The sequence below is a fragment of the Streptomyces ortus genome (assembly GCF_026341275.1).
Taxonomy (GTDB): Bacteria; Actinomycetota; Actinomycetes; order Streptomycetales; family Streptomycetaceae; genus Streptomyces; species Streptomyces ortus.
The window spans coordinates 1-16469 of sequence record NZ_JAIFZO010000002.1 but is presented as its reverse complement, the minus strand read 5'-3'; the positions used below and the strand labels follow the sequence as shown (position 1 = coordinate 16469).

General features: G+C 68.5%; 17 protein-coding genes. 6 read left to right on the top strand and 11 right to left on the bottom strand.

All coding sequences use genetic code 11. The features are described from left to right. The first annotated feature begins 33 nt into the window (after positions 1-33). Positions 34-477, top strand: a complete 444-nt coding sequence (locus K3769_RS02855) for a hypothetical protein (RefSeq protein WP_267024848.1) — start codon at positions 34-36, stop codon at positions 475-477. A 26-nt stretch (positions 478-503) separates the two neighbouring features. On the opposite strand, the gene K3769_RS02850 is transcribed toward K3769_RS02855, so the two are convergent. From K3769_RS02850 to K3769_RS02835, 4 genes are all read right to left on the bottom strand, one after another. After that, positions 504-713, bottom strand: a complete 210-nt coding sequence (locus tag K3769_RS02850; protein ID WP_267024847.1) for a DUF6207 family protein — start codon at positions 711-713, stop codon at positions 504-506. A gap of 156 nt (positions 714-869) precedes the next feature. Then, on the bottom strand, positions 870-1373 hold the full coding sequence (locus K3769_RS02845; protein ID WP_267024846.1) for a hypothetical protein: 504 nt from the start codon (positions 1371-1373) through the stop codon (positions 870-872). A 367-nt stretch (positions 1374-1740) separates the two neighbouring features. Next, positions 1741-2397 carry an HNH endonuclease family protein gene (locus K3769_RS02840; protein WP_267024845.1) on the bottom strand — a complete coding sequence of 219 codons (657 nt, stop codon included), beginning with the start codon at positions 2395-2397 and terminating at the stop codon, positions 1741-1743. A 202-nt stretch (positions 2398-2599) separates the two neighbouring features. Beyond that, positions 2600-3532: a hypothetical protein gene (locus tag K3769_RS02835; RefSeq protein ID WP_267024844.1), complete on the bottom strand. Its 933-nt coding sequence runs from the start codon at positions 3530-3532 to the stop codon at positions 2600-2602. A gap of 217 nt (positions 3533-3749) precedes the next feature. Between K3769_RS02835 and K3769_RS02830 the strand changes: the two genes are divergently transcribed. Continuing rightward, on the top strand, positions 3750-4025 hold the full coding sequence (locus K3769_RS02830) for a hypothetical protein (RefSeq protein ID WP_267024843.1): 276 nt from the start codon (positions 3750-3752) through the stop codon (positions 4023-4025). A 379-nt stretch (positions 4026-4404) separates the two neighbouring features. On the opposite strand, the gene K3769_RS02825 is transcribed toward K3769_RS02830, so the two are convergent. After that, the gene (locus K3769_RS02825) at positions 4405-4587 is read right to left on the bottom strand and encodes a hypothetical protein (protein ID WP_267024842.1); all 183 of its coding nucleotides are present in this window, start codon (positions 4585-4587) and stop codon (positions 4405-4407) included. Positions 4588-5374: 787 nt separating this feature from the next. Between K3769_RS02825 and K3769_RS02820 the strand changes: the two genes are divergently transcribed. Both K3769_RS02820 and K3769_RS02815 read left to right on the top strand, forming a co-directional pair. Further along, entirely contained in the window at positions 5375-6799 is a 1425-nt protein-coding gene (locus tag K3769_RS02820) for a replication-relaxation family protein (protein WP_267024841.1), read from the top strand. A 135-nt stretch (positions 6800-6934) separates the two neighbouring features. Beyond that, the gene (locus K3769_RS02815) at positions 6935-7129 is read left to right on the top strand and encodes a hypothetical protein (protein ID WP_267024840.1); all 195 of its coding nucleotides are present in this window, start codon (positions 6935-6937) and stop codon (positions 7127-7129) included. Between the two features lie 134 nt (positions 7130-7263). On the opposite strand, the gene K3769_RS02810 is transcribed toward K3769_RS02815, so the two are convergent. Continuing rightward, on the bottom strand, positions 7264-7854 hold the full coding sequence (locus tag K3769_RS02810) for a restriction endonuclease (RefSeq protein ID WP_267031223.1): 591 nt from the start codon (positions 7852-7854) through the stop codon (positions 7264-7266). A 990-nt stretch (positions 7855-8844) separates the two neighbouring features. Beyond that, complete coding sequence (locus K3769_RS02805; protein ID WP_267024839.1) at positions 8845-9168, bottom strand: hypothetical protein; 324 nt, start codon at positions 9166-9168, stop codon at positions 8845-8847. Positions 9169-9692: 524 nt separating this feature from the next. Here K3769_RS02805 and K3769_RS02800 point away from each other — a divergent pair. Together K3769_RS02800 and K3769_RS02795 are read left to right on the top strand one after the other, a co-directional pair. Then, entirely contained in the window at positions 9693-9914 is a 222-nt protein-coding gene (locus K3769_RS02800; protein WP_267024838.1) for a hypothetical protein, read from the top strand. A gap of 512 nt (positions 9915-10426) precedes the next feature. Then, positions 10427-10651 (top strand): hypothetical protein, encoded by a 225-nt coding sequence (locus K3769_RS02795; protein ID WP_267024837.1) that lies wholly within the window; start codon positions 10427-10429, stop codon positions 10649-10651. 686 nt (positions 10652-11337) lie between these two features. Here K3769_RS02795 and K3769_RS02790 read toward each other — a convergent pair. The 4 genes from K3769_RS02790 to K3769_RS02775 all read right to left on the bottom strand — a co-directional run bounded on the left by K3769_RS02790 (position 11338) and on the right by K3769_RS02775 (position 15803). Continuing rightward, on the bottom strand, positions 11338-11544 hold the full coding sequence (locus K3769_RS02790; protein ID WP_267024836.1) for a hypothetical protein: 207 nt from the start codon (positions 11542-11544) through the stop codon (positions 11338-11340). 405 nt (positions 11545-11949) lie between these two features. Next, the gene (locus tag K3769_RS02785; protein WP_267024835.1) at positions 11950-12225 is read right to left on the bottom strand and encodes a hypothetical protein; all 276 of its coding nucleotides are present in this window, start codon (positions 12223-12225) and stop codon (positions 11950-11952) included. Between the two features lie 375 nt (positions 12226-12600). Further along, on the bottom strand, positions 12601-12864 hold the full coding sequence (locus K3769_RS02780; protein ID WP_267024834.1) for a hypothetical protein: 264 nt from the start codon (positions 12862-12864) through the stop codon (positions 12601-12603). 419 nt (positions 12865-13283) lie between these two features. Then, complete coding sequence (locus K3769_RS02775; protein WP_435369361.1) at positions 13284-15803, bottom strand: helicase associated domain-containing protein; 2520 nt, start codon at positions 15801-15803, stop codon at positions 13284-13286. Between the last annotated feature and the right edge of the window lie 666 nt (positions 15804-16469).

Sequence of the window (16469 nt, the reverse complement as noted above, 5' to 3'; positions counted from 1 at the left end):
AAGCGAGAACTGGTGCTGCTCAACCCGCCCGGCATGCTGGATCCCGCATCGCTGCCGCACTGGCCCTACGCCCGGGCCGTCGACCAGGAGCTCACCGGCCGCGGCATCCCGCCCGGCGCCGTCCGCGTGGAACGCGACTACCGGCGCGAGACCGCCATGCGCCTGGTCTTCACCTGGGACGCCTCCCGCTGCGCCGGCCCGGGCGGCATCCGGCTGATCTGGCACGACGACACCGGCTGGGCCCACAGCCTGCTACGCCCGGACGCCGTCGGCGCGATCCCGCGTGGCCCCCTCACCGCACTGCACCGCGTCTACGCCACACCCGACGACGTCGCTCAGGTGGCCGGCGCGCTCGTCTCCCGGCGCTTCCATCTCTACAGCGGCGATCACCACCAGGAGTGGGAGCAGGCTGCGCAGGTGCGTGCCGCGATCGACGCCTTCCACCTCACCGTGGTGGGAGCCTGCAGGGCGGGCTGACGAGGACGCCCGCAGTAGCAGCGCTTCTAGACGTCGGGTTCCTGGTGCAGGTCGAGGAAGCAGCGCAGGCGTACGCCGGGCGCGCCGGGCTCCCTCGCGGTGCGGTCCGCGGGTGCGATGGCGCAGTGGGCGCCGAGCAGCTGCTGGACGGCGAAGGCGGTTGCGTCGTCGGCGGCCGCGATCTCCACCACGGCCAGGCCCGGCCGGGCCACGTGTGCGTTATTGATCGGGTTCATATCCGGTCCGGCACGACGTGCCGGCCGCCGTGCGGGTTCTGCGCGTCGGGCGTGTTCACCCGACCGGGTCCGGCCGCCGGCCGGTGCCCGTCGCCTGCAGCGTACGGGCACCGGCCAGAGCCGGTCCGGGGATCTTCGCCAGTGCGTGGGGGCGGTCTACCACCAGGGGGTGCAGGTGATGCCGCTGCTGGTGCCGAGGCTGTCCACCTGCGCGCAGACACGGAAGGCCCGGCTCGCCGAGCTGCTGGTCGGGTAGGCCGGGGTCGTGATCCTGGTACCGGCCGAGAACACCGCGAACGGACCACACTGGATCCACGACTTCTTGTTGTCGTTGGTGACATCCATCCAGACCTGTCCTCTGGCGGTGGGGCCCCAAATACTGGCACTGGTGCTCAGGACGCCCCATCCCATCGATGTGCCGCCGACGTTGCCGGTCTGCATCGCGTACGAGGCGACGGCCGGGGGAGTGCTGATCGACAGCGCTCCCGCCCCCGCCACACCCGTTCCGCTGAGACTGTCGGGGATGTCGGTGAAACCTTTCGCACCTCCCGTACAGTCCGCTGGCGCCGCCTGAGCCGCACTGGACGAGCCGGCCACGAGTCCTGCCCCCAGCATGAGTGCGGCTGCCCCCACGCTGAAGATCCGGCGAATGCTGTGCATGTTGTCTCCCTGGTCTACGTGCGGACGGCTCCCGCAGATCGGCTCTGTGCCGCACTGCCCACCTGCCGGGACCTTCGTCGTGTCGTCGGCTACTGGGCAGCGTTCACGGCGCTCCCACTCCAGCCGCCGTAGGCCAAGAGTTGTCCGAGTCAGCGATGGGGACGGTAGACCGTGCCCGGGGCGCCGCGTCCCTGACAGATGTCAGGGTCCGATGAGGTGATGGATGGGTGCAGTGGCATGCCAGGCCGTTCGCGCCGCTCCTGTCGCCGGTGAAGATCCCGCGCTCGCCGCTCCGCCACGTCGTCGCTGCTCTCGCCGCCCGCAGGTGGATGGGCGCCGTGGAGGTGAAGGATCTGACACCGGGCACTTACGGCGCCGGGGTGTAGTCGACCGTCTCCTGTCCGCAGCCCGCGGCGAGTTCGGTCAGGGCGGCCCGTTCGCGGCCGTCGGTGGTCAGCTGCCAGCGCAGTTTGGTGGCGACCCAGTCGGTGGCGTAGGTGCAGCGGGCGTCGGCGAGCGGTGGGGTCCAGTCGGCCGGGTCCTGGTCGCTCTTGGAGCGGTTGGTGCGGGCGGTGACGGCGACCAGGCTGCGGTCGGCGTCGAGGTCGTTGGCGTAGGCCTCGCGCCGTGCCGCGGTCCATCCCGAGGCCCCGGAGTCCCAGGCTTCGGCGAGGGGGACCATGTGGTCGATGTCCAGGCCGCCCGGCGCGGTGAGGGTGACGCCGTCGTAGTAGGAGTACCACTCGCCCGCCACGACTTTGCAGCCCGCCTCGATGGTCGGCTCGACCCGGGATTCGGCGATCAGGACTTCCGCCCGGGTGTTGCAGGTGTCGCGGTCGGCGTCGACCCAGTGCTTGAAGCTGGTGCGCTGGTATCCGTCGCGGGATTCGGCTGCGGTGGGCAGGAGTTGGACGGCGTCGGCCAGCGGCAGGGATTCTGCCCGTGCCTGGTCTGCGGCGGCGGGTGCAGCGGTGAGGGGGAAGGCCAGGAGGGCGGCGGCAGTGACTGCGATCTTCGAGAACATGAGCTCTTGCTAGCGGTGGCCGGTCGCGACTCGCCCGGACTTGGGCCTGCTCTCACCCGGGTGAGGGCATTGGTCGTACCGCTCGCGGCGGACCCGGCCGCGGGAACGGCGCGGCTGTGCTGTGCGGATGCTCCTGCCGTCGGATGCGCGCACCGCTTCCGCGCTCCGGATGGGGCCGCGTCTTGTGCCGTCAGGCCAGGGTCTATGTGCAGGTGTCGTGCTTGCGGGTGGGTTCCGGGGCGGGGGCCGGGCTGGGACTGGGATCCGGGCTGGGGCTGGGGTCTTGGCTGGGTGTGGGATAGCTGGTGGGTGTGGGTTGGGGGAAGTCCGCGGGGCAGCTGGTCCGGCCCATGTAGTAGATGCACATGCCCGGGGCCTGCAGGGCCGCTTGCTGTACTTCGGCTGCGAGAGCCGGGGAGTGGACCTGCCGGGTCTGTTCGGTGCGGAGCGAGATGCTGGTGCTGCTGGTGTGTGCGGTCGGGCAGAGGTGGGGGCTGCTGGCGTCCAGGGCGAGGATCAGTACGCCGGCCAGGCTCGTGGCCGCCAGGGTCCGGCTTGCCTTGGTCAGAACGCGTCCCGCGAAGCGGCCGGATCCTGCCGACGGGCGCGGCGCGGCCACGGCCGGCGCAGGAGTATCAGCGGCGGGTGGTGGCGCTGTGGGTGCAGCCGCGGGCCCGGGAGCACCGCTGTGAGGGGCATCGGGACCAACTGGTTCCAGGCCGACGGGTGCCGGTGTCTGCGCCGGTGTTGGTGTACGGGTGGGGGCGGGCCGGGGCCGGTGGGTGCGCAGTTCGGTGATGGTGCGCCACTGCTCGTGCCAGAAGGCGAGGTCGGGGTGGGTGCGGTCGGGGGCGGGGCAGGGCTGGCCGTAGGGATCCCAGGACATCAGGGTGCGCACGAGGACGATCAGTTTGTCGAGGCTGACGTAGCGGCCGTTGAACGCGGCATGCTGGGTCGCCAGCGGCAGCGGCACCCCCTCACCGAACAGCCCCTTGGCCCGCGCCTGGATCCTGCGCAACGAGGGATCACCCCGCTGCACCTTCAACCGCCGCAGCGCCTGCGCCTGGCGCTGAAGATGCTGTTCGTACAGGCCCTCGCGCTCAGTGCTTTCGGCCTTCGTGTGGTGCTCGCTCACCGTCGCCCATCCCCCGTACCGCTGTGCTGAGCAGGCTAGAAGGACGGTGGTGGAACAGCACCGAACTTCAGCGAACAGCCCGCCGGTGTGACACAGAGGCAACGCTGCGTTCGACCGGACCGGAGAAGTGTTCACTCACGCCGAGCTGCCGATCGGGTGTCATCGGATCCGTTCGGCCCACGCCTGCCGTCGCCCCACCCGGCGGGACCGTTAAGCCATGAGCCCTCCTGAACCCGTCCAGCCCATCGCGCCCGCTCGGCCCGGCACCGCCTCACCGTCCGGTTCCGCGGAGCAGTCTCGCCTCGCGCCGGCCCCCGGCACTGAGCCGTTCTTGTCCCTGCACACCACCGTCGTCCTGCTCGCCGCCGCGGTCATCGGCCTCGTGATCGCCGCCCTCACTGTCCTGTCCGGCGCGCACCCGGCCACCGCGGTCATCGCCGCACTGACCGCCACCGGCGCCAGCACCACCGTCCTGCGCACCCTCATCGGATGACGACCCGCCAGGCAACTCGCATGGTTACCGCGCCGACAGGCTCCCGGACCCCGGCCGTGCAGGAATCAGGACGGCCATGAGACGGCCGGAGCTCTTCATCCTCACAGCGGATACAAAGGGTCTCCCGGCACCACGCCCTCCCCGCCGACCTGGGGCGGCTCCCGCACGCCCCAGGAGGGAGGACCCACCGGCGCGGGGAGACCTGCGGAACACAAGGGGAGCCGTGGTGCCCCCGCGCCGGCACGGCCGGCTACCGCCGATCACCGACAACCGGCGGCAGCTGCTCCCGCCCGCCGCCTCCTCACGGAAGGACTGCAAGCCGCCCCCACTTTTTTTGCGGTGGACGGCCCGCCGAAGGCCCGGGCGGGAGTACATGAGGTCATGGTTCCTGCGCTGTAGCGGCTTCCTCGGTGAGGGCTGTGCGCAGGGCGGTCAGGTCGGCCAGGTCCGCCTCCCGTACAAATCTCTCGATCAAGACACCGGCCCGCCAGTAGTCCTTCTCACGGACTGCCGCCACGACCTCCACGATCGCCGCGGCCTGCTCTGCCGATGAGACCTGCAACAGGCCTCCTTCCAAGGAGGACGGAGCGGAACCGACCAACGGCTCCGGGTTCCACCCTCCTCGCTTCGCCTGAAGAAAACCGATATCGCCTGTAACAGTATTAGTTTGGCATGCCAGGGTTACGTGCAGGCTCTGGCCGCTTCACGGGCGGCGGACAGGCCGCCGGGCCCGGGCCCGGACCGCTACCTTCACGTGGTCAGACAACGCTGAACAGCCCCTTCCTGCCACAGGGGGAAAAGCAGAAAAGGGGCCGACGCGCCGGAGCGTGTACGCCCAGCCTGACACACCATCACCATCCGCTACGGCGCGCGTGGGTGTGGCTGCGCCGCGAGACGGCAGAGGGTAGCCCGTGATGCGGCTGCGCGCTCGTTGCGGTACGCGTCACGGCTGTCCATCACGCAAGCGTCGCCGAGGTGTGTGAGGAAGCCGGCCCCGGACGCCTGCAAGGGTCTTCAAGTCCCCTACCGTGTTTCCTACCGATCCCCCTACCAACTCCCCTACCGGTACCACCAGTAGACTGCACACGGTTTATGCAGCTCAGCCCCCTTGCCCAGCCCTGACCACGACCCATGGCAACCCTCTTCTGTCTCCCTTCCTGTTCCTGCTGGTTGGTGGGGGATGTGTTGTCTGTGGCAGGTGGCAGGCTGGATGCGTCGTGATCAGAGGGCCCGGGCGGCGCGGCTGTTCGGTTGCGGCCCGGCGCGGTCGGTCCGCTCGCAGCGCGGTGAGTGGGTACACCGCCGCGTCAGGCGCGGCCAAGAGGAAATGATGAAGGGGCGGGTTCGGGGTGGGTGGTTCGAAGGCGTATCCGTACGGGTCGACGGCCGCGGTGCGTGGACACGTCCTGGCCGCGCTCGGAGTCCTGAAGGTGGCGACCGCAGACCAGGTCCACCGGCTGACCGCTCCCGGTCACAAGGACAACAAGGCGTTCCGCAACGCCCTGCTCGACTTGTCCCGGCACGGACTGACGGTTTCGGAGGGCAGTGCGCGGGACGGGAACAAGCTGTGGAGGCTGACTCCGCTCGGTCTGGGCGCCGCGGCCGAAGTCCTGTGCCGGACTGTCGGCGAGATGGGCTCCACCGCGCGGGGAGCGGCTCGTTCGGGTGCTCCGCATGCGATGGCGGTCAACGAGACCATTATCGCGATCACCCGCACCGTGCCGGAGCCCACCCGCCCGGTACGGCGTACGACCGCCACCACGTTGCCGATCCCCGCACAGATCACCGCTGCCGCCACGGTGTCCGACGCTTCGACCGGCGAGTCGGCTGTGCCCGGCGTGGTGGCCGGGGTGGGGTCGGTGAGGGCCTGGTCGACGGAGGTGGCGATGGCGCTGCCCAGCAGCGGCCGCAACCGTGCCACCGTCCGCACTGACGCCGTGCTGCACGCGCCGGAGGCGGGGGTGCCGGTGCTGCTGTTCGAGGTGGACAACTGCACGGAGTCCGCGGATGTCCTGGCGGCGAAGTTCGACCGCTACCGCCGTTTCTTTCGCCAGAAGACCAAGGACCACCAGGGCCGCGAACTGCCAGTGTGGCGGACCCTGTATCCGCCGACCTTCCGGGAGGGGTACCCGCCGGTCGCGGTGGTGTTCAACCCGGGGGCCCGGACTGGGGAGCAGGCGTTGAGGAACCGTATGAACCGGGTCCTGGACCTCACCCGGGAGTTCTGGTCGGGCAGCTGGGAGCGCATGGGCGGCTACAACGGCGAACCGGACGACGGATACCGCGACTACGGCGACGCGATCCCGCTGCTGTTCACGACCCTGCCCCTCCTGCAGGAGCAGGGGCCGCTCGGGGAAGTGTGGCGGCGGTGCGGACACCGCCAGTGGCAGATCCTCACCGACGCCCTGGCCAATCCCGATGACATCGAGGTGTGGCGCCACCGCGACGAACAGCGCAGCCAGGAGCGCGAGGCGCACTGGGAAGCCGAACGCGCCCGGCAGCAGGAAGACTGGAAGCGTGAACGCGAGGCCGGGGTGAGCGGTTGGGAGAACACCTCGCACTACGTCCCGGATGACGCTTCGGGGGGTCGGGGGCCGGTGTCTGCTCCGGCCGCGTGCGAGCGGTGCGGCCTGCCCGTCACCGGACGCCCGGGCTATCTCTATGACGACGTCCCGCCCGAGGACGGCCGGCACTGCCCCGACTGCCGCACCGGCCTCCGGCAGCAGCCCCGGACGCTGCGCCAGTCCCTGTTCGGCAAACGCCCCGGCAGGTAGCCGCTCACGGTGGCTGTGGCGGCCGGGTCCGGCACCATCCACGTTCCGCAGCCGTCGATCCCCGCCCCGACCGCGGCTCCGGACAATACGAAGACGGGCCCGCCGGGGCGCAAGGAGGCAGGCTGCGATCCACACGTGGGTGCGACCAACGCCGCGGGACACGCCCTGGTTCGGCGGGACCAGGTGCTCATGGATGAGGACGCCACCCTGCGGCGCTTCCCCACCGATGCCGAGCACCTGCAGAAGTGGCTCCGGACGATCGGGCGCAACCTTGCGAAGGTCGCCGTGCCTGCCGACGACGTCGTGGACGCGGAGATCGTGGAGGCCTAACCCCAGAGGTGACAAGGAACCCGGCAGATTTGCCGGGTTCCTTGTGGATGACGGGAATCCGGCGATGTGCCGGGCCTGCCTGGCTCCGCAGGCGCCGCCAACCGTCCCGTACGGCCGCCGGGTGTGGTCTGCTGTCAGCTCAGAGCGGTGGGGCGCCGTGGGGGCGGGAGCGCCCCCAGCAGTGTCCACAGTGGTTGGGAACCGGCCGCCCACTGGGCGAGTGTGCGCCGGTCCACCAGGTACAGGCGCTGCGCTGACGCGAACGCGACCCCGGGTTTTGTGACCCGGCCGTTCGTCACCAGGACCGCAATGTCCGCGCCGTGGACCGGGCGGGCCGTCCCGTTGAGGACCTGCAGGTCGGGGGTTCCCACGGCGGAGCCGTGGTCCCCGCCGCGGCGGTGCTTGCACTGGATCACCCAGCGCCGCCCGAACGGGTCGGTGGCCTTCACGTCGGCTCCCAGGTCACCGCCCCCGCCGACCCGCACCGCATCCTGGCAGCCGTCCCGGCGCATCAGCTCGCGTACCGCGTTCTCGAACTCGCGGTGGTGCAGAGCGTCCAGCTGCGGCATCGCATACCGCAGGGCACGGGCCTGCACCTGCTCCCACTGCGCCCGCTGCTGACGCCGCTGCACCCACCCAGTAACGACCACGGCCCCGACCGCGAGCAGGGCGATGAGCACCCACCAGTGGACCAGCAGCCACTGAACCACCGCCACGAACAACATGATGACGAGCCCGCAGGCTCCGAGAACCACCACCAGCCCTGCATCCACGGGCGCCTTACGGCTGCTGCGCCGGCGCGTCCGCCGCCGGGTCACCGGATCCCGCCAGAGACCCACGGAACCGGGTACGACACCGCGGGCTGAGGCCGCTCGACCCTCGCCGTGCTCTCGAACTCGACCGGATACTGCTGCACCGTCGTACCCGGCCGAGGAGCACCGCCGTCCCCGCCCGTACCGACGCCGCTGTTACTCATGCCGACAGCCGCCAGAGCGACCACCGCTAACACCGCCATGTCCCGACGCGCCCCCGGAGCCCACCGGGAATACCCCCGGACCGGCGTCCCGTCTGAGCGCTCATACGGCCTGACCCAAGGCACAATGCCCCCCCTTTGTCGTGGCGCGTCTCCGCGCAACTGCACATCCTCGCAGCCGGCACTGACAACGGGTCAGGAACCAAACACTCCGCGTGATCAATTCACGCTGAAGCCGAGACGGGTCAGATAAGACGTGGGCGCTGCCCCCGTAGGCCACCCGCTCGCCGCGTTCGCGATGCTGCCCCGACTCAAAGCCGGCCCGGCGTTACGTCGTGGGGGGCAGCTCATGGGGTGAGGGCCCAACGCCATGACGGGTATTGGGCCCTCGGAGACGGCGCATCCGCTGTGAGGAAGCGGGTGCGCGCTACTTCGTCAACGACGTCGCCGTCGGGTGGACACGCTGTTCACCGCTCTGTTCAGGGCGTGTGTGGGTCCGTGCCTGCTCCGACAGGCACGGACCCACCTCGAACCTACCCGGCACCCTGCCGAGGGTGCCTTGCGGGTCTGGATCATGGGTCGGCCGGGCGCCCTGCCGCTGACGGCCGGTCAGCCCGGCATCGGGGACAGCAGCGAGTACCGCTCCAGTGCCAGTGAGCGGTCGTCCCCGTGTCAGCGAGTGCCGTCTCCCGATGACCCGGTGGTTGCCGCGGATCGGGCGCGCGACGATGCCCAGCAGTGGTCAGCGGACCACTGCCTGCTTGTCCGCGGCGATCACGTCGGCGACGGTGCGGCCGTGCACGGCGACGGTCAGCGCGGCGTCCACGGCCAGGCCGCGCGCGGTGTCGAGATCGAAGTGGTGTCCCTCGCGGGACCAGGTGCCGTCGGCACTCAGGTACTGGCCACCGTGGCCACCCCGTGGACCGGCATGGAAGACCTCCCACTGGCCGTGCCAAGGGCGGAAGATCACCCGGATCACGAAGTCCGCGTAGTCGGGATGACTCGTGGGGAGGGCGCACGCGGCGTACTTCACGGGCTCAAAGCTCACGACGGGGACGTTCGTCATTCCCGCTCCTCTGATCAAGTTGTTTACGAACAACTTGGCTTCAACGCCACCAGCTATCAGTACAGCGCTGCGGATACTCCCTAGACAAGCACCGAGCGGCCGGTTTCAGAGGCTGATGCCGGAGAGCCGGGAGAGTCGTTCGAGCTGGGGGTTATTGCGTCGGTTGAGGGACGACAGGACGCGGAAAACTGCTCGGACCCGGTACCGCTTCGTGGGGCACACGACGACGCGGATTCATGTGACTGAGCGCTTCACTTGGCGGATGAGCGGTTGAGTTGGCGAACTGAGCACCCGCGCGCGGGTGCGCCTGGCAAGCCGAAGCGCTCAGTCACACGTTGTTGAGCAGGTGTTCCTACTTCCCAAACCCTTCGTGGATCTCCTCGGCGAGGACGCCGTCCTCTTCGCTAATGCTGCCCGTACTCCGGTGTCGGCGGCGTCCGCGACCACGATCGCCTCCCAACTCGCCCCGGCCTGCCCGGGTTACGCCGTCAAGCCGGATCAGCGCCTGGCTACACTCCGACTTCATGACGACGATCTACACGACCCAGGAGTGGAAAGGCCACGGGAGGCAGAACTACTACTGGAACGAGTACAGGCTCGAAGGCGGCACCGTCGTCAAGTACAAGTGCCACCGGCAGAAGTTTTTTGACGGCGATGAGAACACCTGGCAGAAGGACGAATCGCTCCAGGAGTTCTGGGGACTCGACGACCCGAGCATGCCCGACTGGCTGAGGCGGTATCTCTGATCACGTCCCTATCCCTGTAGCCCTGGAACGCATCACCGCGTGCCTGTATGGCTGCTGACAGATTTCTCGGAGCCATGAAGCGGCGGCGGAGCCATCGGCGTGCCTGTGGCGCCCGCGCCGGTACGGGCCGGCGGCCGGGGGCGAAAACGCGCGCGGGTGCTCAGTTCGCCAACTCAACCGCTTATCCGCCAAGCGAAGCGCTCAGACACAGTTCACCGGTGTGAGTGATGACAGGTGGTGGTTGCGGCGGGACGCTCGGCCAAAAGCCAAGTGGGAGCCCGGTCGTTGAGCGCGGCCGGGCCGCGCGCCGTCAGGCGACCTGCTGGTGTCGATGTCCCGCACTCTTACTGGGACCGTGGGTGCGGGACATCGTCTTGAGCGGGAATAGTTGCTGCACGATCTGGAGACACTGATGCTTCGCGCTGCGTGCCGGTGCAATCGGGCGACGTCTGGCGCGAGGAGCAGAGACAGCCGGCAGAAACCGGCTTCGGGGCGCCCGTACGATGATCTCCGTGACCACCCGCCGCACGCTCGGCGCCGGACCCGACGTTCCTGCCCCGGGCATCCGCGCCACACAGGCCGACCTCCATGACGCGCTGCCCGGTGTCCGCATCGCGGACCTCGACGAGCTGCGGGCCCGCGGTGTCATGGGGAACCTTCCCCCCGCGCCACCCAGAGCCCGGCGCAGCCTGGGAGCAGGCCAAGAGGACACTGCTTCGCCCGACGCGCTCGACTGAATCCTGCGGCCCGCCTGCTCCCGTATGACGAAGTCGGCGACGACGAGGAAGCCCTCCACGGGGAACCCCCGTCTGGATGATGACATCGATCTCGTACTCGGCCTGGTTCTGCAGGGCGGGGTTCGTATCGGTCGCGTAAGGGCGCCGATTTTTAGTGGTGGTGAACGGGGGCCGGGCTGGCGGGATGCTGACTCGAGGACCCTGCCTGGCGTGTACCAGGACGTGGGGCGGGGTGGTCGCAGCCGGAGATGTTCTTGTTGCTCCGGAAGCGGAGCGGCGGATCACCGGGCGCCAGGTGCGCGTTCGTGTACTGCGAGCCGTTCACAGGGGTAGGGCATCAAGCTTGACCCCGATCTCCAGGATGTGGGCGCTAGGCACTTGGTGTGCGATGCCGATGCCGTGGTCCATCAACTCCTGGAAGTCTCGCTCCTTGGCGAAGATGTCCTGATAGTCCGAGACTGGTTGCGGTGCTCTGCAGTCCTGGATGTTGTACGCAGTCCGTCCCGGCTACAGCCCTGACCTGGAGTGGTCGGACCTGCAGTCGGGACGGAGGCGTTCTGCCGGAGAGGCTGTTGTCAGTGCCGGGTTCTACTGTGGCAATGACAGCGAGGAGCAGGTGATGGCGGCGGAGATTTTTCGTACCGGCGGGGTGCACCCGGGCGTCGTGGCAGACGCCCGGGCGGTAGTCATCGCCGGATGTGCACGGTGATCTGGAAGCCGCCGGCAGTGGCTCCTCCCGCCGCGGCGACAGCGGCGGCGGCGATGCCGTTGCCGGTCAGGGCGAGGACGAGGACGGTGGCGAGGGTCGCCACCGTCGTCAGGACGGGCAGCCACGGGTAGAACCGGGCGGCGGATGATCTCGTACCGGAAGCGGTACGGTCGATGGGCGTCACGGCTTCTGAGTTCCTTATCGACGGAGCGGTAGCCCGACGTCAGGCGAGAGGGAGGCCCCTTTCTGAATCTGCGAGGCAGCTTTCGTAGGGCGTAGCCGCGCGGACACAGAGCAGGGGTCCCCCCTTCGCCGTTCCGAAGGGCACCCGAAGGCTTCGGGTGCCTTGAGACTATGGGTGGGCACTGACACCGTGACGCCCGTACCCGGAGCGCCACGGCGGGGAACTTCGTCCCTAGCTCTTCCTATCGCACGACCCTGACAATCGTGCGTACTGACGAGAACACCCCAGGTCAGACCACGGGCATGTGTCTCAGGGGGTCATTGTTCTTCGCGCACGCCCGGTGGTGCGATCCGCTGCAGTCCGGCGGGCATCTTGCCGGACTGCAGCGTGCTGCCCGCTCACTTTTCAGCGCAGAATGCCTGGTCGGGCCTTATGAACATCAGTGATGCGCGTGACGGCGCGCCAGTTGAGCAGTAGGAGCTCGTCGATGAACTTGATGGAGCCCTTGTCCTTCGTGCCGATCGTGCAGAGAGTCGATGGACTTCGCGAACTCGACGATGCCGAGTGGCGCGTTGTCCGGCTGCCGATGTCGATGACGACCAGGGCGTCGTTCTTGTCGTACTGCACGTACGTGATGACGTTGTTCTTGAAGACCAGGTCCTCGACCTTCACCACCGACACACCGAACTTGCCCTTCGCGTGCAGCTTGCGTTGCGCGTGACGTTCTCCCTGGGCAGCGCATGAACTCCGCGATGACCGGGTGCCGCGGGTCGGTGCACGGTGGGAGCGAAGAAGGAAGTCCGCAACCCACAGGACCGTCATCTGTTGCGACAAGTTGCGCAGTCCTCAATGATTCTGTGCGGGTCACCACGCCCTTACAGGTGTGGTCGGGGTGCTGATATCCCCCTCAGAGCACCCCGCGCCTGACTCACCAGGAAGAGAAGGGCGGAGGGAAGGGTCGGGCACGGCGAGCGCTTTGGGCGATCGGGCGCCCCGCAGGCCTTCTCGCGCGCGTCGGCGGGGCCGCGCGCCGCAGTGGCAGGTGTGGCCGCAGAGTCAGCGGCGGGCGAAGGCGAGTGCCACGGCCGCGAGGAGCACCGTCGCTACGCCTGCGGCCACTGAAAGCGGCTGCGCAAGAGCCGGGTGCTGGTAGGTCACATACATCGCGAAGCCGCTGATAGCCAGGATGACCAGGACGGCCACCAGGCCCAACAGGGCAAGCGCGTTCGAATCACGACTCGGGCGAGAGGGCACCGGAATGCGTCCTTCACGAATCAGGGCACGCGGACAGAGGGCCGCACACTGCGTCGGGACGTGCATGACGGCCGTCAGACTAGCAGCACGAAAAACAGCCCACACACACTCTGACCTGCGCTTATAGGCATTGCATTGCCATGCTGCTCGCGTTACTGTGAGCGCTCTGTGGCGGGGGCGAGGAGCGCCTGGAACGGCCTGCCCCGGTTGCTGGTCCGGTGAAGGACTGGGACTTTCCCGGCCTCCCGGCCGACTGTGCTCCGGGCCGCAAGCCCGAGCTGCTGACGGAGGAGCAGGTGCGGGCGATCTCGTACGGGCTGACGCGGACGGACTGGACGCAGCGGCGGATCGGGGCGTTCGCGGGCCGGTCGGCGGCGGCGGTGAACAGCGGTGGCGTAGAGCGAATTGCGGGGTGGCACTGCGAAGCCTTCTGTATTTCCCAGAGAGATCCGGATGCTGCGTTTTCCCGAACCCTGTGCGGCTACTTACCAGCGCATCCCCAGTTCATCGAGTGTCGCGCGTCGTTCGGGGCTGAGTTTGGCAGCCCGGCGACGGCTGTTGTCCAAAAAAGCCCCGAGCTTGACCGGCTCGCTGTCCACGACTTCGATGTGTTTGCGGGCGGGGCGTAGGTGGCCTTCGCGTGCGTGGAACTGCTGGGCGGCGGCGATATTTGCGTTCCAGCGTTCGTCTTGTGACCGCCGTACCGGCACCACGATCTCGCCTTCCTCGGGCGGCTCGATGCCGAGGGTCTTCAGGAGGTACTGCTGTGCGGGCATCAGGTCGTTCCACCCGGCGCGCTGCGCGGTGATCCATGTCCCGAGGTCTTCGCCCTGGACGACCAGCTCGCCCGTCCCGGTCGGGAAGGCGCCGCCGGCTTTCGTGTGGGTGAGGGCGAGTCGGTACGCCCGCTGCCAGGACACGTCCCACGCAGGGCACCACCCTGGGTCGATCTCTGCCAGCGCCTCCTGCCGGGCTTCTGAGAGCTCTCCGGCGTAGGAGATGTGGGTTTCCCCGGCGGCGCGCCGTACGGCGTTCTCTGCCGCTTTCCTGGCCGCGGCGCGCTGGTTTTTGGCCCATACTCCGATCGGCATGGAGCCGGCGCCGCCTCCAGTCCCGTTGGCCCCTCTGCTGCCCCATACGGCGCCGGTGGGCGGGAGGAAGTGCCCGTGGACGGCGGCGTATGAGCGGGCGACCTCCAGCCCGGCGTCCCACGCGGAAGCGTGTACGGACCAGACCATGCCGAGCTTTTCAAGCGCCCTAACGCGCGAGGCTTCCAGCGTCCCGGCCACGTAGTACCGGCGTTGATCTGCTGTCCATACCCCCAGCGGATGCGAGCCGGCGGATACCCACTCCTCCGGTGTGACGTACGTGTACGGGACCCGCAGCTCCGTACTGCCGGTCTCGCGCAGCCAGCGGGTGGCGGCCTCGATGCCGCGCAGCCAGTAGGCGCCTTCGGGGTCGATGACGCGCAGCTGCACGAACCGGGTGAGCGCGGCCGGGTCGCGTTCCTCGCTGAACCGCAGCACCCCCGCGGCCCGTTCGGACACCCGCGCCGCCGCCCGGTCGACGTCGCCCTCGTCCTCACCGTCCGCCAGCTCGTCCTCGCCACGATCGTCGTCGGCGGCGGGTCGGCTGTTGCGCAGCCGGGGGTCCGCGAGCGCCTCGATCGTCTCCGCATCGTGCGCCCGCAGGGCTCCGAGGATCTTACTCAAGGCCGTATAGGCATCCGACGTGAGCAACTCATTCGGATCTTCACCCGGTCCGAGAAACACCGGAACAACCAACGTGGCGAGCTTTCCGTGATTCGGATTCAACCGCAGAGCACGCCCAACCATCTGCACAATATCCACCATCGAACCACGCGCATCCGAGAAAAGAACCGCGTCACACTCGGCAGTATCGACACCCTCTCCGAGAACCCGAACCGAAGAAAGAACACGCAATTCCGCCCGAACATTACGGCCTTTATATTCGACCCCTCCGAGGAAATCGGACGCAAATTCATCGAGTACCTGACGGCGGTGCCCAGGAGCATGCTCGCCGTAGAGCCAGTCCGACCACACTTGATCCGCGGGCGGGTAGGTATCGGGGTCGTCCTCGGCGAGCCGTGCCGCGACCGCCGGCACCGACACGGCCATGGCCTCGGCCTCGGTGACCCGGCTGTGGAAGGACAACACGCGCCGGAACCGCTCCTTCACGGCCGCGTGCATCAGCCCGCTCTGCACGGCCGCGAGCCGGGCCCCGCGCACCGCATCCGAGCCAGTGGCCTCCGTGGCCAGCGCCGCATAGAGGTCGGGATCGCGGATGTCCAAGCACAGCACCTGATACGGGGCGACGATGCCCCGGCCGATCGCCTCCGACAACGTCAGCTTGTACGCCACCGGACCGAACACCGGGGAGCCGTCCTCCATCGACGCCACCAACCGCGGCCGCTCACCCTCCGCCTCCCACACCCGCGCCGTCGCCGTCATGTACAACCGACGCTCGGCAGGGAGCTGTGCCTGGTCGTGCACGGTCGCCCACGGCTTCAAGCCGTCCCCACTGGTCCGGTGCGCCTCATCCACGACCATCAGGCTCCACACCCCCAAGCCAGCGGCGTGCGCGCGCTGCAGGACGCCGAGCCCGACCGACGCGTACGTGGCGAACACCGTGACCGTCTCCAGCCCGGACAACCACGCCACCAGCTCGTCGGGATCGGTCGTGCACGGCAGTCCCTGGCTCTCCTCCGCCCGCAGCGAGCACACCCCGACCATCGCTCCCGACCGGCCCGCCCGACGCCACGCGCCGGCCATCTGCGTCAGCAGGTCCAACGTCGGGACCAGGACCAGCACCCGACGGGCTGAAAGACGGTGCGCAGATTCCGCGCCGATCAGGGTTTTACCGGAGCCGGTAGCGGCGATTACCTGAGTCCTCAACCCCTCGGGAGGCATACGGCCACCGGGCGGCACACCGAGAATGCGGACGACGTTATCGACCGCCTCGACCTGATGCGGACGCAATTCCATCTGAGCCATAATACCTCACATTCTCGGTATGAAAAGAGATGGTCTGGCCCTAGCTCAGATTCCATCCAGGACGCAAAATGACGACTTACCAGAATCCCGCAGTGATGACGTTACGCACAGCTCTCCAGAAGGAAGAGGTACCTGGCAATCATCCCAGAAGCAAGCCAGCATTGAAAGTGACGCACACGGTTTGGTCGGAAGCGGTCGAGGTTGGTTTCAGAGTGTGGCGTGCCCGCAGCGGATGAGGGCACCAGTACGACAGGAGGTGTCTCGTGACCCGATCACCAGAAAGGTATGACCCGCCGGCCTGGACGAAACCGGGGGCCCGCTGGATCGCTTGGATGTGCTGGCCGATGCTCGCCCTGTGCGTAGGCTTGACGGTGTGGCGGATAGCTGAAGGCTCCACAAGCCAAGCCCTCTACGCGGCCTTCATGAGTCTCATGTTCGGCATCCTGCTGATCTCTCATCGGGTGAACCGGCGAGCCCGACATCACTGACCCAGCCAGCGCTTTTCCTGCTGCGCGCGGAGCGCGTAGCAGCTCCCGTACGGGACTGCGGAGCAGGCCTGTACGGGGTGAGGATCCGGCGAAGCCGGATCCGTCCCGGATCGCGGAGCGATTCCGGGCAGGCGGAACGGAGTTCCGCCGCATTCCACGGAGTGGAATG

Excerpts from the sequence above, each read along its gene's own strand:
- K3769_RS02855 (WP_267024848.1), top strand. The coding sequence starts at position 34 with ATGCTGGATCCCGCATCGCTGCCGCACTGGCCCTACGCCCGGGCCGTC.
- K3769_RS02850 (WP_267024847.1), bottom strand. The coding sequence starts at position 713 with ATGAACCCGATCAATAACGCACACGTGGCCCGGCCGGGCCTGGCCGTG.
- K3769_RS02845 (WP_267024846.1), bottom strand. The coding sequence starts at position 1,373 with ATGCACAGCATTCGCCGGATCTTCAGCGTGGGGGCAGCCGCACTCATG.
- K3769_RS02840 (WP_267024845.1), bottom strand. The coding sequence starts at position 2,397 with ATGTTCTCGAAGATCGCAGTCACTGCCGCCGCCCTCCTGGCCTTCCCC.
- K3769_RS02830 (WP_267024843.1), top strand. The coding sequence starts at position 3,750 with ATGAGCCCTCCTGAACCCGTCCAGCCCATCGCGCCCGCTCGGCCCGGC.
- K3769_RS02810 (WP_267031223.1), bottom strand. The coding sequence starts at position 7,854 with ATGTTGTTCGTGGCGGTGGTTCAGTGGCTGCTGGTCCACTGGTGGGTG.
- K3769_RS02805 (WP_267024839.1), bottom strand. The coding sequence starts at position 9,168 with ATGACGAACGTCCCCGTCGTGAGCTTTGAGCCCGTGAAGTACGCCGCG.
- K3769_RS02800 (WP_267024838.1), top strand. The coding sequence starts at position 9,693 with ATGACGACGATCTACACGACCCAGGAGTGGAAAGGCCACGGGAGGCAG.
- K3769_RS02780 (WP_267024834.1), bottom strand. The coding sequence starts at position 12,864 with ATGCACGTCCCGACGCAGTGTGCGGCCCTCTGTCCGCGTGCCCTGATT.
- K3769_RS02775 (WP_435369361.1), bottom strand. The coding sequence starts at position 15,803 with ATGGAATTGCGTCCGCATCAGGTCGAGGCGGTCGATAACGTCGTCCGC.